This window comes from Comamonadaceae bacterium OTU4NAUVB1 (assembly GCA_024372625.1).
In the GTDB taxonomy this organism is placed as follows: Bacteria; Pseudomonadota; Gammaproteobacteria; order Burkholderiales; family Burkholderiaceae_C; genus Variovorax.
Map to the genome: position 1 here is coordinate 2,219,600 of CP099605.1, position 13,605 is coordinate 2,233,204.

Sequence of the window (13,605 nt, forward strand, 5' to 3'; positions counted from 1 at the left end):
CGAGTCCAGGCTCGCTTGCTCCAAACCGCCGGGAAAATTCTAATGTCTTCTCATCATCGCCTTGCGCAATGCGCATTGCCAGAGTGACCGATACGAGTTCGACCCAGACCTCCTACAGATAAAAAAATGATGTTTCCGAAATCGATCGAGAAAAGAAATTCATCCAGACTGGAAAGTCTGGCGTCGGCATCCGTCCTGGCATGCCTGGGGACCTGGGTCCTTGCCAGATGCTTGCTGGACATGTCGAAAGGGGACCATGCCTCCTTCGCGGTGGGACTCGCATTTGTGCTCCTGCTGGCCTGGACGAGCCGCGAAATTCTGCGCGACCGAAAATCTCAGCATCACCAACTCATTTTATTGCCCGCAAGCCTGCTCTGGGCAGCCTGGATGGCGCACCGCGGCGTGGATTTTTTCCATTGGCTGGAACCGTCGATCTTGCTGATCGCGATTTTCTCGTCCCGAAAACTCGTGCTGCCATTGATGGCCATCGGTCTCATGTTGATTTTCAGCATGATCTTGCTGGTGAATCCGTCTTTGCATACGTGCGGAATGATCGCTTCCGCAACCATCATCGCTGCGATGATCCTGCTGTTCAGACAACGCATGGAATGGTCCGAAGCCACGCTGCGATCGAGATCGCGCCATCTGGAATTGACGTGCCAGGCAGTGAACATTCTCCATGTCGAGATCGACACGAGCTTGCAGGTGACGGGGGGAAGTGCGTCCTTGCTCGAAGGCGCGACCCCATCGACGACGGACGGATCGCTCCAGCTGCGCGACCTCGCGCATCCCAATGATCACAACCTCCTGATGGGTGCGGTTCGCAATGCGATGGAACTGAATGGTTCGTCCCTGACCGGGACCATCGGTTGCGACTGTCGACTCATTTTTCCGGGTGGCGAGGTCGCGTGGATGCACGCGTCCTTCGCTCGCAAGGACGCGGACGATCCCGGCATGATCGTCGCCTTCGTCCGCATCGATGGCCGATTGCGGATCGAGTCCGCACTTCGCGAAACCCAGAGGAAGCTGGCCTCCCAGGCGCTCGAGCTTTCGGCGCAGTTCGAAGCCACCAAAGCGGCCCTGCACGCTCGGCAGGAGATGGAACGGATCGCGCAGCACGACCTGCGCGCTCCCCTCAAGAGCATCCAGGCGACGGCGTCGCTGCTGCACAGAAGCCGGATGCTTTCCGGCAAGGAAGACCAGCTTCTGACATCGATCGAGCAGACGGCCGGCCGCGCACTGGCCATGGTCACGATGTCGCTGGACCTCTATCGCATGGAAGACGGCACGTTCCGGTTCGTTCCGGAAACGATCGATCTGGTGGGCATCGGGCGCAGCGTCATTTCGGAATTCGACCACCATGCGCGCTCCAAAGGCGTTCGCCTGCAGTTCAACGCGTCCGAGAACACGCTGAAGGCCATCGGGAATCCGATGCTCACCGCCTCCATCGTCGAGAACCTCGTGCGGAACGCCATCGAGGCCGCGCCGGAGCACGGCGCGGTCACCTTGGGCCTGTATCAGGGAACGCGGGCCGGATTGCTGATTCACAACGACGGCGAAGTGGACGCATCGGTTCGCGAGGACTTCTTCGAGAAATACGCCACCCATGGCAAGCGCGGCGGGCTGGGACTGGGCACCTATTCGGCGCGACTGATCGCTCGCGCGCAAGGCGGCGACCTGACGATGACGAGTTCTGCGGAGAAGGGGACACTGCTCCTGCTCAAGCTGGGACGCAGCCACGCCGGTTCGGCCCCCGGCGCGCTCGTGGCCGAGGTCGACGCCCGGACTTCCTTCGGACCCTCGTTGCCCGGCCATCTGATCGATTTGCCGCTCTCGACCGGGTCATCGACCTCCCCGCCACCGATCGATCTGCTCGTGGTGGAAGACGATGACCACAACTGGCTCATCCTGTCGAACTGGCTGCCCGGGCACGTCGCCGCTCGACGCGCGATCAACGGCAGGGAAGCGATCGAGGCGTTGATCGTGAAGAAGCCGGACCTCGTCGTCATGGACATCGAGATGCCGATCATGGGCGGTTTCGAGGCCTTGCACCGGATCCGCGAGATGCAGTCCTCGGCCGGCGAGGCGCCGAGCATCGTCTATGCGTTCACGGGCTACGACGACCAGGAGACGATGCGGCGGGTCCGCGAAGCGGGTTTCGATGGCATCCTGAGCAAGCCCGTCCAACAGGTCGAGTTCGAGGACATGCTGAGGACGGTGAGCGGCGCCGAGGCGTTCGCGACCGCCCGGAACGATTTGTGGATCGAGAAAAGCTTCATGACCGCGTTCCCGACGTTCATCGCCTCCCGAACCGAGTTGATCGATCGCATGGAACGCGCGGTCCAGGCCGGGGACATGAACGGCGTGCGCCACAACGCTCACACGTTGGCCGGCAGCCCGGCCATCCATGGCTTCGAGCGAGGCATCTGGCTGTGTCAGCGCATCATCGCCATGGCCAGCCAGGGCGATGTCGGAGCGATCGATCAATCGATCGTCGAGCTCAGAAAGATGTTCTACAAACCCGTGATCCGATAGGCCGGCCGAGCCCGGGACGCGCGATCAGTTCGTTGGACCCCATTCGATCCGGCACCGTCGATCCAGATGAACGGCTTCGACGTGATCACCTTCCAAGCCATCGGCTTGACCGTCGCGGCGATGGTGCTGCAGCAGATCGGTCGGTGCATGAAGCGCGAACAGAAAGTCGCGCCGCTGGGGAGCCTGACCTCCGGACTCCTGCCGTGAACGCCATCGCCGCGTCGGGTTGATCGGCGCGGGACCTGCTCGTGGACGCGCGGTGGGCATAATTTGGGGTCTCCATTCCACCGGCGCGCCGCGCCTCCGGCGACCCACCCATGAACGCTCCGTTGACGCAGGTCGACATCCTTCGTCCCCTGCGGGACGCCAGTGGCGCGCTGCACCATGCGCTCGACACGCAACTGGCGATCTCGCGCGACGACGCCTCCCTGGACGACTACCTGCATCACCTGCGCAGCCTGCGTCCCTGGCTGCGCGAGGTCCGCCGCGCGCTGGCCGCGCCGGGCGATCCGGCGCTCGACCAGGCCGCGCGGCGCATCGACGAGCGCCTCGCCGCGCTGGACCTAGACCTGGACCTGAAACCGGTGGCGGCGCCGGACGACGTGCCGGTGGCCGCCGACGAAGCCATGGCGGCTTCCGCGTTCGTCGAGCAGGCCCGGCGCGAACCTGGCTTCGCCTGGGGACTGGCCTATGTCGTCGAGGGCTCGCAGCTCGGCGCCGCCGTGATGCACCGTCGGCTGGCGCCGCGCCTCGCGCCGCATCCGCTGCGCTATTTCGTCGTCGACGGCCTGGGGGCGCGCTGGCGCGAGTTCGTCGCGCAGCTGGGCGCCGCGCTGCACGACGACCCGGCCTCGGTGGCCGCCGCCCAGCGTGGCGCCGTGGCCGCCTTCGAGCGCCTGCTCGCGCGCTGCGGCCTAGAGATGCCGCCGGGCGTCGCGCCGGGGAGCGCCGCGTGAGCACGGCGGGCGCGCCGGACGCGGCCCCGGTCACCCTGGCGACCGTCGACCTCCAGAACTGCGACCAGGAACCGATCCACATTCCCGGCTTCGTTCAGCCGCACGGCGTGCTGCTGGCGCTCGACCTCGAGGGCCGGCTGACGCACGCGAGCCGCAACGCACGCGCGGTGTTCCCGGCGTTGCCGATCCTGGGCCTGCCGCTGCTGCCCGGCCACCTGGGCGACGACGAAGCGCTGCAGGAACCGCTCGGGCGCATGCGCGAGGACGCGGCGACCGGCAACGACGACGAGGTCGCCCCGATGGCGCTGGAGATGGCCGTCTGCGACGCCGACGCCGTCTTCGACGTGGTGATCCATGCCTTCGCGGGACGGGTCGTCGTCGAGTTCGAACGCCGCGATCCGAGCCACGACGAACTCGCGAGCTTCGCCCTGATGGCGCACCGCGGCATGAGCCGGCTGCGCAACCGGCGCGACATCTCCACCCTGCTGGAGGAAGCCGTCCTCACGGTGCGCCAGCTCACCGGCTTCGACCGCGTGATGGCCTACCGCTTCCACCACGACGACAGCGGCGAGGTGGTGGCCGAGGCCCGCGTCGACACGCTCGCCCCGTACCTCGCGCGGCGCTTTCCGACCGCCGACATCCCGGCGCAGGCGCGACGCCTCTACACCATCAACACGCTGCGCCTGATCGCCGACGTGCGCGACGAACAGGTGCCGATCGACGCCATGGCCGGCGACACCACCCCGGTCGACCTGAGCCATTCGGTGCTGCGCAGCGTCTCGCCGATCCACATCGAGTACCTGAAGAACATCAACGTCGCCGCCTCCATGAGCGTGTCGATCGTCGTCGGCGGCCGGCTCTGGGGCCTGATCGCCTGTCACCACCGGACGGCGCACCGCGTGCCCTATGCCACGCGCATGGCCTGCGACGTGCTCTCGCAGGTGGTGTCGGCCTCGGTGCAGACGGCGCTGGAGCGCGCCAGCGCCTCGCGCCGCTCGCAGGCGGCCGACGTGCGCTCCAAGCTGGTCGACGTGATCCTGCACGGGGACGACATCGCCGCGGGCATGGGCGAGCTCGGTCGCGGGATGCACCAGGCCGTCGCCAACGACGGGGTGCTGTTCTCGCACTCGGGCAAGCTGGTGGACGACGGCTCGCTGCCGCGCGAGGCCGCCGCGCAGCTCATGCGCTGGCTCGACGAACAGCGCGACGACCTGATCGCCGTGAGCGATCGCGCGGCGCTGCCGGCGGCCATCGGCGACGCGATCCGGCCCTTCTGCGGCGTGCTCGCCCTGCGCTTCGACCCGGTGCGCCACGGCCTGTTCGTGCTCCTGCGCCGCGAGCAGGTCGAGACCATCACCTGGAGCGGTCCGCCCGACAAGGTCGGCCGCGTCGGTCCGCTGGGTGCGCGGCTGACGCCGGGCGGCTCGTTCGCCGAATGGCGCCAGGTCGTCGAGGGCACCGCCGTGCCGTGGGACGAGCACGACCTCGCCATCGCGCGCCAGCTGCTCGACGAACTCGGCCGTGCCACCTCGGCGCGCGGTGCCGAGATGGAACGTGCCCGTGCCCGTCTGCTGGCCGTGCTGGGACACGACCTGCGCGACCCGCTGCAGACCATCAGCATGGCCGCGCGCATCATCGCCCACGGCGATCCCAACTCGCGCGTCAGCGAGCGCATCAACTCCTCCACCGGGCGCATGGACCGGATGATCACGCAGGTCCTCGACATGAGCCGGCTGCACGGCGGCCTGGGTCTCGGGCTGCGGCGCGTCGAGTGCGACCTGGCCGCGCTGGTGCGCAACATCGTGGAGGACACGGCCATCGCCCACCCGCAACTCTCGATCCAGGCGGCGCTGCCATCCGCGCTGGTGGCCACGGTCGACCCGGACCGCTTCGCGCAGGTCATCAGCAACCTGCTGGGCAACGCGCGTCACCATGGTGCGCTGGGCGAACCCATCACCGTCGAGCTGGCCGCGCACGACGGCGTGGTGCGATTCGCCGTCGCCAACCGGGCCGCGCCCATCCCGGAGGCGTCGGCGCGCATCCTGTTCCAGCCGCTGAAGGAACGTTCGCTGGGCAACGACCGCAATCCGAGCGGGCTCGGACTGGGCCTCTACATCGCCAGCGAGATCGTCAAGGGCCACCAGGGCACCCTGCACTACGCCTACCGCGACGAACAGGTCGTCTTCACGGTGCAGTTTCCGCACGACCTGCCGGCCGTCGGGGCCTGAACCCCCTCCGGCCCGCGTCCGAAGCCGGTCTTCCTGGCACCGAAACCGCTGGCACGCAACCTGCTTGATACCCTGAAAACATATTTTTGATATCTCATTAATATATTTATCTGATCGAACGTCCCTCATCGAGCAGCAAGCAAGGAACCGACCCGTGACCGCACTCCCCGACACCCCCGCCCGCTGGCAAGGCATCTTCCCCGCCATCACCACCAAGTTCCACGCCGACGAGCGCATCGACGCGGAGGGCACCGCGCGCCACATCGACTTCCAGATCCGCAACGGCATCCACGGCCTGGTCACCTGCGGCTCCCTGGGCGAGGCGAGCACGCTGTCCCTCGAGGAGAAGCTCACCGTCGCCGAGATCGCCCTGGAGGCCGCCGACGGGCGCATCCCCGTGCTGGCCAACGTCTCGGAGACGCGCACCACCGAGGCCCTGCGCTACATCGAGCGCGCCAACGCCCTGGGCGTGGCCGGCTTCATGGTCATGCCCTCGGTGATCTACGTGGCCGACGCGCGCGAGGCCATGGCCAACGTGCGCGCCATGGCCCAGGCCGCCCAGCAGCCTCTGATGGTCTACAACAACCCCGTGGCCTACCGCGTGGACTTGAAGCCCGAGCACATGCTCGAGCTGGCCGACTGCGAGTGGATCGTGGCCATCAAGGAGAGCACCGACAACGTGCGCCGCATCACCGACCTCAGGAACCTCCTGGGCACGCGCTACCAGATCTTCTGCGGCGTGGACGACCTCGCCTACGAGGCCCTCGCCCTGGGCGCGGACGGCCTGCTCGCCGGGGTGGGCTGCGCCTTCCCGCGCGAGACCGTCGCGCTCTACGACCTCATGAAGGCGAACCGCTTCGCCGAGGCGCTCGCGCTCTACCAGTGGATGACCCCGATGCTGCACCTGGACGTCTCCACCAAGCTGGTGCAGAACCTCAAGCTCATCGACGTGCTCGCCGGCGTGGGCTCCGAGCACATGCGCAAACCCCGACTGCCCCTGGTGGGCGAGGAGCGCGCCTTCGTCGAGGCCGTCGTCAGGAAAGCGCTCGACGCCCGGCCGCAGCAGTTCCGCTCGGTCGACTGAGCTTCGCGTCGTCTCCCCCACCGCATCCACCCCAGGAAAAACCATGAACACGCACATGAAATCGGTCCCGCTCCTCGTGCTGACCGCGCTGGCGTTCGCCGGCGCCGCGAGCGCGCAGGACCAGGTCGTGAAGATCGGCCACAGCGGTCCGCTGTCCGGGCCCAACGCCTTCGCGGGCAAGGACAACGAGAACGGCATCCGCCTGGCCATCGAAGACCTCAACGCCAGGAAGATCGCCGTCGCGGGCAAGACGCTGAGGTTCGAACTGGTGTCCGAGGACGACCAGTGCGACGCCAAGACCGGCGTGAGCGTGGCGCAGAAGTTCGTCGACGACAGCGTCAAGTTCGTCATGGGTCCTTACTGCTCGGGCGTGGCGATCCCGGCCTCGCGCATCTACGGCGAGGGCAACGTGCTGGTCTCCACCGTGGGCACCAACCCCAAGGTCACGCAGGGCGGCCACAAGAACCTGTTCCGCATCATCGCCAGCGACAACCAGATCGGCGGCGCCATGGCGGTCTACGCGGCCAAGGTGCTCAACGTCAAGAAGGTCGGCGTGATCGACGACCGCACCGCCTTCGGCCAGGGCCTGGCCGAGGAATTCACCAAGGAGGCGAAGAACCAGGGCCTCACGGTGGTCGGGCAGGAGTTCACCACCGACAAGGCGGTGGACTTCACGGCCATCCTGACCAACATGAAGGCCAAGGCCCCCGAGGCGATCTTCTTCGGCGGCTACGCGCCCCAGGCCGCGCCCATGGCGCGCCAGATGAAGCAGCTGGCCGTGACGGCCAGGCTGCTGGGCGGCGACACCGTGTGCAGCCCCGTCACCGGCAAGCTCGGCGGCGACGCGGTCAACGATCTGGTGTTCTGCGCGCAGGGCGGCTCCATGCTGGACAACGCCGCGAGCGGCCCCGCCTTCAAGACCCGGTTCAAGCAGCGCTTCGGCACGGACGCCGACGCCTACGCCGCGTCGTACTACGACCAGGTCATGTTCATCGGCCAGTCGATGCAGAAGGCCGCCTCCATCGATACCGACAAGGTCGGCGCGGAACTCCACAAGGCCACCTACAAGGGCGTCGCCGCGACCTACAGCTACGACGACAAGGGCAACCTGAAGCAGGCGCCGATCACGGTCTTCACCTTCAGGAACGCGGTGCCGGTGCCGCTGGCGAGCTACTGAGCGGGAGCACCGGATGCAACGCATCGAGGTCATCGACTCGCACACCGGCGGCGAGCCCACGCGGCTGGTCGTCGGCGGCTTTCCCGACCTGGGCGGCGGCGGCATGGCCGAGCGCTGCGCCGTGCTGGCGCGCGACCACGACGCCTGGCGCCGCGCCACCGTGCTGGAGCCGCGCGGCAGCGACGTCGTCGTCGGCGCCCTGCTGTGCGAGCCGGTCGCGCCCGACGCCGCCGCCGGGGTGATCTTCTTCAACAACAGCGGCTACCTCGGCATGTGCGGCCACGGCACCATCGGCCTGGTCGTCACGCTGGCCCACATGGGTCGCATCGACGTCGGCGAGCACCGCATCGAGACCCCCGTGGGCACCGTCACCGCCACCCTGCACGACGACGGCGCCGTGAGCGTGCGCAACGTGCCGGCCTGGCGGCACCGGCACGCCGTCGCGGTCGAGCTCGCGGGCCACGGCACGGTGGTGGGCGACGTGGCCTGGGGCGGCAACTGGTTCTTCCTGGTCGGCGAGCACGGCCAGCTCGTCGATCGCGCCCACCTGCCCCAGCTCACGGCCTATGCCGGGGCGCTGCGCGAGGCGCTCGCCGCGCAGGGCGTCACGGGCGCCGGGGGCGCCGAGATCGACCACGTCGAGCTGTTCGCGCCGGACGACGCGGCCGACAGCCGCAATTTCGTGCTGTGCCCAGGCAACGCCTACGACCGCTCGCCCTGCGGCACCGGCACCAGCGCCAAGGTCGCGTGCCTGGCGGCCGACGGCAAGCTCGCCCCGGGCGAGGTCTGGCACCAGGCCAGCGTGATCGGCAGCCGCTTCGAGGCGAGCTATGCGCCCGGCGACGAACCCGGCCGCGTGATCCCGACCATCAAGGGCCGCGCGCACGTGAGCGCCGAGGCCACGCTGCTGATCCAGCCCGACGATCCGTTCGGCTGGGGCATCGGCCCCTGAGCCGGATGGACGCGGACGTCATCGTCGTCGGGGCCGGCATCGTCGGCGCGGCCTGCGCGAAGGCACTGGCGGACGTCGGATTGCGCGTGCTGGTGCTGGACGACCGGCGCGGCGGCGCCACGGCGGCGGGCATGGGCCACCTCGTCGCGATGGACGACAACCCGGCCGAACTGGCGCTCAGCCTGCACTCGCTGGCCCTGTGGCGCACGCTCGCGCCCGACCTGCCGCGCGGCTGCGACTACCAGGGCAGCGGCACGCTGTGGATCGCTGCCGACGACGTGGAGATGGCCGAGGCCGAGCGCAAGCAGCGCCGCCTCGCCGATCACGGCGTGGCGAGCGGGCTGCTCGGCCGCGACGCCCTGCACGCCGCCGAGCCGGCCCTGCGCGCCGGTCTCGCGGGCGCGCTGCGTGTGCCCGGCGACGGCGTGGTCTACGCGCCGGCCGCCGCCGAATGGCTGCTGCTGCAGGGCGGCGCGCGCATCGTCGTCGAGCATGCCGGGGTGACGCGCCTGGAAGGCACGCGACTGCAGCTGAGCGACGGCTCGTGGCGCGGCGCGGCGCGCATCCTGCTGGCCAACGGCATCCACGCCACCGCGCTGTGCCCGGAACTCGCCCTGCGGCCCAAAAAGGGCCACCTCCTCATCACCGACCGCCATCCCGGCACCGTGACGCACCAGCTCGTCGAGCTGGGCTATGTCACCAGCGCCCACCACGTCGAGGGCGACTCGGTCGCCTTCAACGTGCAGCCCCGCCCCACCGGCCAGCTGCTGGTGGGATCGTCGCGCCAGTTCGACACCACCGACCTGCGGGTCGAACCGGCGATGCTGGCGCGCATGCTGCGGCGCGCGCTCGACTACCTGCCGGGCCTGGGCGAGCTCACGACGCTGCGCACCTGGACCGGCCTGCGCGCGGCCACGCCCGACGGCCTGCCGTTGCTGGGCGCGCACGCCGGGCGCGAGGGCGTCTGGCTGGCGCTCGGCCACGAAGGCCTGGGCGTGACGACGGCGCCGGCCAGCGGCGAGCTGGTCGCCGCGCTCATGACCGGACGTGCGCCGGCCATCGATCCCGCGCCCTACCGGCCCGGCCGCCTCATGGAGACCGCATGACGCGCGCGACGGTGACCCTGGTCGTGGACGGCCGCCGGGTGGCGGTGGCGCCCGGCCTGTCCGTGGCCGCCGCGCTCGCGCGGGTGGGCGACGGCGTCACCCGCACCAGCGTCTCCGGCATGGCGCGCGCGCCCCTGTGCGGCATGGGCATCTGCCAGGAATGCCGCGTCGACATCGACGGGCGGCGGGTGCTGGCCTGCCAGACCGTGTGCCGCGACGGCATGGACATCTCGACCGGCCTGCCGCAGCGCCTGCGGCGGCCGCACCCCGAACCCGGCGACGCCCCATGAACGACGACACCCCCCTGGAGCGCTGCGACCTGCTGATCGTCGGCGCCGGACCGGCCGGCATGGCCGCCGCCGTGGCCGCCGCGCCGAGCGGCGCACGCATCGTGCTGATCGACGACAACCCGGCCCCCGGCGGACAGATCTGGCGCAGCGGACCGCACGCGGGCCCGCCGCTGCGCGCCCGCCGGCTGCGCGACGCGCTGGCGCGCTGCGCCAACGTGCGCGTATGCAGCGCCACGCGCGTGGCCGCTGCACCGGCCCCCGGCCACCTGTTGCTGGAAGACGCCCGGCGGGGCTGGCTGATGCGCTATGCGAAGCTGATCCTGTGCACCGGCGCGCGCGAGCTGCTGCTGCCCTTTCCCGGCTGGACCCTGCCCGGCGTCACCGGCGCGGGCGGCCTGCAGGCGCTGGCCAAGGCCGGCCTGCCGCTGGCCGGCGAGCGCATCGTGGTCGCCGGCAGCGGACCGCTGCTGCTCGCCGCCGCCGCCACCGCCACGCGGGCCGGCGCGACGGTGCTGCGCGTCGCCGAGCAGGCCCCGCCGGGCGAACTCGCGCGCTTCGCCGTCCACCTGGTGCGCTGGCCGGGCAAGGCCGCCCAGGCCGTCACGCTCGCCCGGGCGACCTACCGGACGCGCAGCCACGTGCTCGCGGCGACGGGCGACGGCCGGGTCGAATCGGTGCGCCTGCGGCGCGGCGACGGGACGACCGAGGAGATCGCCTGCGACCGCGTGGCCAACGGCTACGGGCTCGTGCCCAACACCGAACTCGGGCAGCTGCTCGGCTGCCGCGTCGCCCCGCGCCACGGCACGCCCGCGCTGGCGGTCGACGCCGACCAGCGCACCAGCCTGGCCGATGTCCACGCGGCCGGCGAATGCACCGGCATCGGCGGCAGCGAGCGCGCGCTCGTGCAGGGTTCGATGGCCGGCTCGCGGGCCGTCGGCCTCGCGGCGCAGGCCGACGCCCTGCGCCCGGCCCTCGCGCGCTGGGACGCCTTCGCCGAGCGCCTGCATCGCTGCTTCGCCCTGGACGACGCGCTGCGCGCGCTGTCGACGCCCGACACCCTCGTGTGCCGGTGCGAGGACGTGCCGCACGCCGCGCTCGCCGGGCGCCGGGGCTGGGTCGACGCCAAGCTGCACACGCGTTGCGGCATGGGCGCCTGCCAGGGCCGCGTGTGTGGCGCGGCGACGCAGTTCCTGTTCGGCTGGACACCGCCCGAGCCGCGCCCGCCACTGTTCCCGGTGCGCGTGAGCACCCTGGCCATCCCCTTTCCCGTTCCGGGTCCCCTCTCCGTTCCCGTGCCGAGCCCCTTGCCCCAGGCCGCCGACCGGCCCGGCGACTGACGCGCCATGTCCGCCGCCACGACCCCACCACCGGCCACGCCCCGTCCGGCTCCGAAACGCCGGGCCGCCGATGTGGCCTACGACGCGATCGAGACGCTGATCTCGACCCTGCAGCTCGAACCCGGCAGCCCCGTGGTCGAGGCCGAGCTGGCCGAGCGCACCGGCCTGGGCCGCACGCCCGTGCGCGAGGCGCTGATGCGGATGGTGTCGATCGGCCTGATCGACCAGCAGCTGCGCCGCGGTCTCCTGATCTCGACCATCGACCTGGCCGACCACCTCGACGTCATCCAGACACGGCGCGCGCTCGAAGGCCTGATCGCCGCCTGCTCGGCGCGCCGCGCCACGGCGCTCCAGCGCAAGGCCATCCTGCGCTGCGCCGAGCGGATGGTGCGCGCCGCCGCGCGCGACAGCCTCGCCGACTACATGGACGCCGACCACGCGCTCGACCAGGTCAACCACCAGGCCTGCCGCAACATGTCGGCCGTCAACGCCGTCGTGCCCCTGGCCATCAAGTGCCGCCGCTTCTGGTACGCCTACCAGCACACCGGCGAGATCGTCGAGGGCGCCGAGGCGCACCTGGCGCTCGCCCAGGGCATCGCCACCGGCGACGAGGCCGCCGCGGTCGCCGGCGCCGACCGGCTGATGGACTACCTCGAGCGCTTCGCGCACCAGGTCATCGACAGCTAGGACGCCCGCAGCGCGCGCTGGCGCGATGCGAGCGCGGCGCCCGTCCACAGCGCGACGGCCGAGAACATCAGCCCGCGCTGCAGTCCGCCGGGGCCGTCGGCGATCCATCCGACGATGGTCGGCCCGACGATCTGGCCGGCGGCGAAGACCACCGTGAAGGCGCTGATGCCGGTCGCCCACTGCGCCGGCGCGGTGTTGTGCCGCACGAGCGCCGTGGTGGACGCCACGACCGACAGGAACACCGCGCCGAACAGCAGCCCCGAGGCCATGACCATCGGCCAGGCCGCCGTCACGGCGGGCACCACCGTCGCCAGGCCCGCGAGGGTGTTGAGCAACGCCAGCGCCGCGCCGCCACGGCATCGGTCCAGCAGGCCCGCCCACAGCCGCGACGAAACCACCACCGCCACGCCGAGGAGCGCGTAGAACAGCGTGATGCGGGCCGGGACGACGCCCTGCTCGCGCAGCAGTGCGATGACGAAGGTCATGTAGCCGATGTAGCCCATGCCGAACATCGTGTAGCCCGCCAGGCCGAAGCGGAAATCGCGCCAGCGGAATGGCGCCGCGCGCCCGGTCGCCCCGGCCGCCCCTTCCGTGGCCGCCGCCGTCGACGCCGTCCCGAGGCCCTGCAGCGCCCGCGCCGGCCATGCCAGCAGCACCGTGGCCGCGAGGCAGGCCGACGCCAGACCCCACCAGGCCCAGGCCCACGGATGCGCCCGCTGCGACGCGGCGTCCAGCAGCACCGGCACCACGAGCGCCGACAGCAGGATGCCCAGGCCGGTGCCGCCGTAGTACAGCCCGAGCAGGAAGCCGCCGCGCCACGGCTGCAGCGCGCTCAGGCGCGCCGCCAGCAGGCCGCCCGCGATGAACAGGAACGCGCTGGAGACGCCCGCCAGCAGGCGCTGCGCCAGCAACGGCGCCGCCTCGGTGAAGAAGCCGCTCAGGCCCATGAACAGGCTCGACAGCAAGGCGCCCGCGACCGTCAGGCGCGAGGGGCCGTACCGCGCCATCAGGCGCGGCGCGGCCAGGGCGCCGAGCAGGTACCCCAGGGCGTTGGCGGTGTTCATCGCCCCCGCCAGGGTGTAGGACCACTGCAGGTCGGCGCGCATGGGCGGCAGCAGCAGACCGTACGCGAAGCGCGTCACGCCCAGCGACACGGCCGCGCCGAGGGACAGGGCGAGCGCCAGCGCGAGGTACGGCAGGTCGGGCGTGGGCGTGGGCGTAGGCGTGGAATCGGGTCTCATCGACGCTGCCTC

At 70.7% G+C, this 13,605-nt stretch carries 12 protein-coding genes; 11 read left to right on the forward strand and 1 reads right to left on the reverse strand.

From position 1 onward, the window contains the following. Positions 1-126 precede the first annotated feature (126 nt). The 11 genes from NF681_13920 to NF681_13970 all read left to right on the forward strand — a co-directional run bounded on the left by NF681_13920 (position 127) and on the right by NF681_13970 (position 12,352). Positions 127-2,535 (forward strand): response regulator, encoded by a 2,409-nt coding sequence (locus tag NF681_13920; protein UST53411.1) that lies wholly within the window; start codon positions 127-129, stop codon positions 2,533-2,535. Positions 2,536-2,601: 66 nt separating this feature from the next. Then, positions 2,602-2,742, forward strand: a complete 141-nt coding sequence (locus tag NF681_13925; protein UST53412.1) for a hypothetical protein — start codon at positions 2,602-2,604, stop codon at positions 2,740-2,742. Between the two features lie 110 nt (positions 2,743-2,852). Further along, positions 2,853-3,491 (forward strand): biliverdin-producing heme oxygenase, encoded by a 639-nt coding sequence (locus NF681_13930; GenBank protein UST53413.1) that lies wholly within the window; start codon positions 2,853-2,855, stop codon positions 3,489-3,491. After that, positions 3,488-5,719 carry a GAF domain-containing protein gene (locus tag NF681_13935; protein UST53414.1) on the forward strand — a complete coding sequence of 744 codons (2,232 nt, stop codon included), beginning with the start codon at positions 3,488-3,490 and terminating at the stop codon, positions 5,717-5,719. The genes NF681_13930 and NF681_13935 overlap by 4 nt, the downstream gene beginning before the upstream one ends. Positions 5,720-5,873: 154 nt before the next feature. Continuing rightward, positions 5,874-6,803 (forward strand): dihydrodipicolinate synthase family protein, encoded by a 930-nt coding sequence (locus NF681_13940; protein UST53415.1) that lies wholly within the window; start codon positions 5,874-5,876, stop codon positions 6,801-6,803. A 55-nt stretch (positions 6,804-6,858) separates the two neighbouring features. After that, the gene (locus NF681_13945; protein UST55780.1) at positions 6,859-7,980 is read left to right on the forward strand and encodes a branched-chain amino acid ABC transporter substrate-binding protein; all 1,122 of its coding nucleotides are present in this window, start codon (positions 6,859-6,861) and stop codon (positions 7,978-7,980) included. A gap of 13 nt (positions 7,981-7,993) precedes the next feature. Then, positions 7,994-8,932: a 4-hydroxyproline epimerase gene (locus NF681_13950; GenBank protein ID UST53416.1), complete on the forward strand. Its 939-nt coding sequence runs from the start codon at positions 7,994-7,996 to the stop codon at positions 8,930-8,932. A 5-nt stretch (positions 8,933-8,937) separates the two neighbouring features. Beyond that, positions 8,938-10,038 carry an FAD-binding oxidoreductase gene (locus tag NF681_13955; protein ID UST53417.1) on the forward strand — a complete coding sequence of 367 codons (1,101 nt, stop codon included), beginning with the start codon at positions 8,938-8,940 and terminating at the stop codon, positions 10,036-10,038. An 11-nt stretch (positions 10,039-10,049) separates the two neighbouring features. Further along, complete coding sequence (locus NF681_13960) at positions 10,050-10,328, forward strand: (2Fe-2S)-binding protein (GenBank protein ID UST55781.1); 279 nt, start codon at positions 10,050-10,052, stop codon at positions 10,326-10,328. Further along, a complete protein-coding gene (locus NF681_13965) occupies positions 10,325-11,665 on the forward strand; it encodes an NAD(P)/FAD-dependent oxidoreductase (protein ID UST53418.1) in 1,341 nt (446 codons plus the stop codon). Before NF681_13960 ends, NF681_13965 begins: the two co-directional genes overlap by 4 nt. A gap of 6 nt (positions 11,666-11,671) precedes the next feature. Further along, positions 11,672-12,352 carry a GntR family transcriptional regulator gene (locus NF681_13970; protein ID UST53419.1) on the forward strand — a complete coding sequence of 227 codons (681 nt, stop codon included), beginning with the start codon at positions 11,672-11,674 and terminating at the stop codon, positions 12,350-12,352. On the opposite strand, the gene NF681_13975 is transcribed toward NF681_13970, so the two are convergent. Then, complete coding sequence (locus tag NF681_13975; protein UST53420.1) at positions 12,349-13,593, reverse strand: YbfB/YjiJ family MFS transporter; 1,245 nt, start codon at positions 13,591-13,593, stop codon at positions 12,349-12,351. The genes NF681_13970 and NF681_13975 overlap by 4 nt on opposite strands. Between the last annotated feature and the right edge of the window lie 12 nt (positions 13,594-13,605).

What these genes read in the sequence shown, in the direction of transcription:
- NF681_13920 (UST53411.1), top strand. Translation starts at nt 127, where the DNA reads ATGATGTTTCCGAAATCGATCGAGAAAAGAAATTCATCCAGACTGGAA.
- NF681_13925 (UST53412.1), top strand. Translation starts at nt 2,602, where the DNA reads ATGAACGGCTTCGACGTGATCACCTTCCAAGCCATCGGCTTGACCGTC.
- NF681_13930 (UST53413.1), top strand. Translation starts at nt 2,853, where the DNA reads ATGAACGCTCCGTTGACGCAGGTCGACATCCTTCGTCCCCTGCGGGAC.
- NF681_13945 (UST55780.1), top strand. Translation starts at nt 6,859, where the DNA reads ATGAAATCGGTCCCGCTCCTCGTGCTGACCGCGCTGGCGTTCGCCGGC.
- NF681_13950 (UST53416.1), top strand. Translation starts at nt 7,994, where the DNA reads ATGCAACGCATCGAGGTCATCGACTCGCACACCGGCGGCGAGCCCACG.
- NF681_13955 (UST53417.1), top strand. Translation starts at nt 8,938, where the DNA reads ATGGACGCGGACGTCATCGTCGTCGGGGCCGGCATCGTCGGCGCGGCC.
- NF681_13965 (UST53418.1), top strand. Translation starts at nt 10,325, where the DNA reads ATGAACGACGACACCCCCCTGGAGCGCTGCGACCTGCTGATCGTCGGC.
- NF681_13970 (UST53419.1), top strand. Translation starts at nt 11,672, where the DNA reads ATGTCCGCCGCCACGACCCCACCACCGGCCACGCCCCGTCCGGCTCCG.
- NF681_13975 (UST53420.1), bottom strand. Translation starts at nt 13,593, where the DNA reads ATGAGACCCGATTCCACGCCTACGCCCACGCCCACGCCCGACCTGCCG.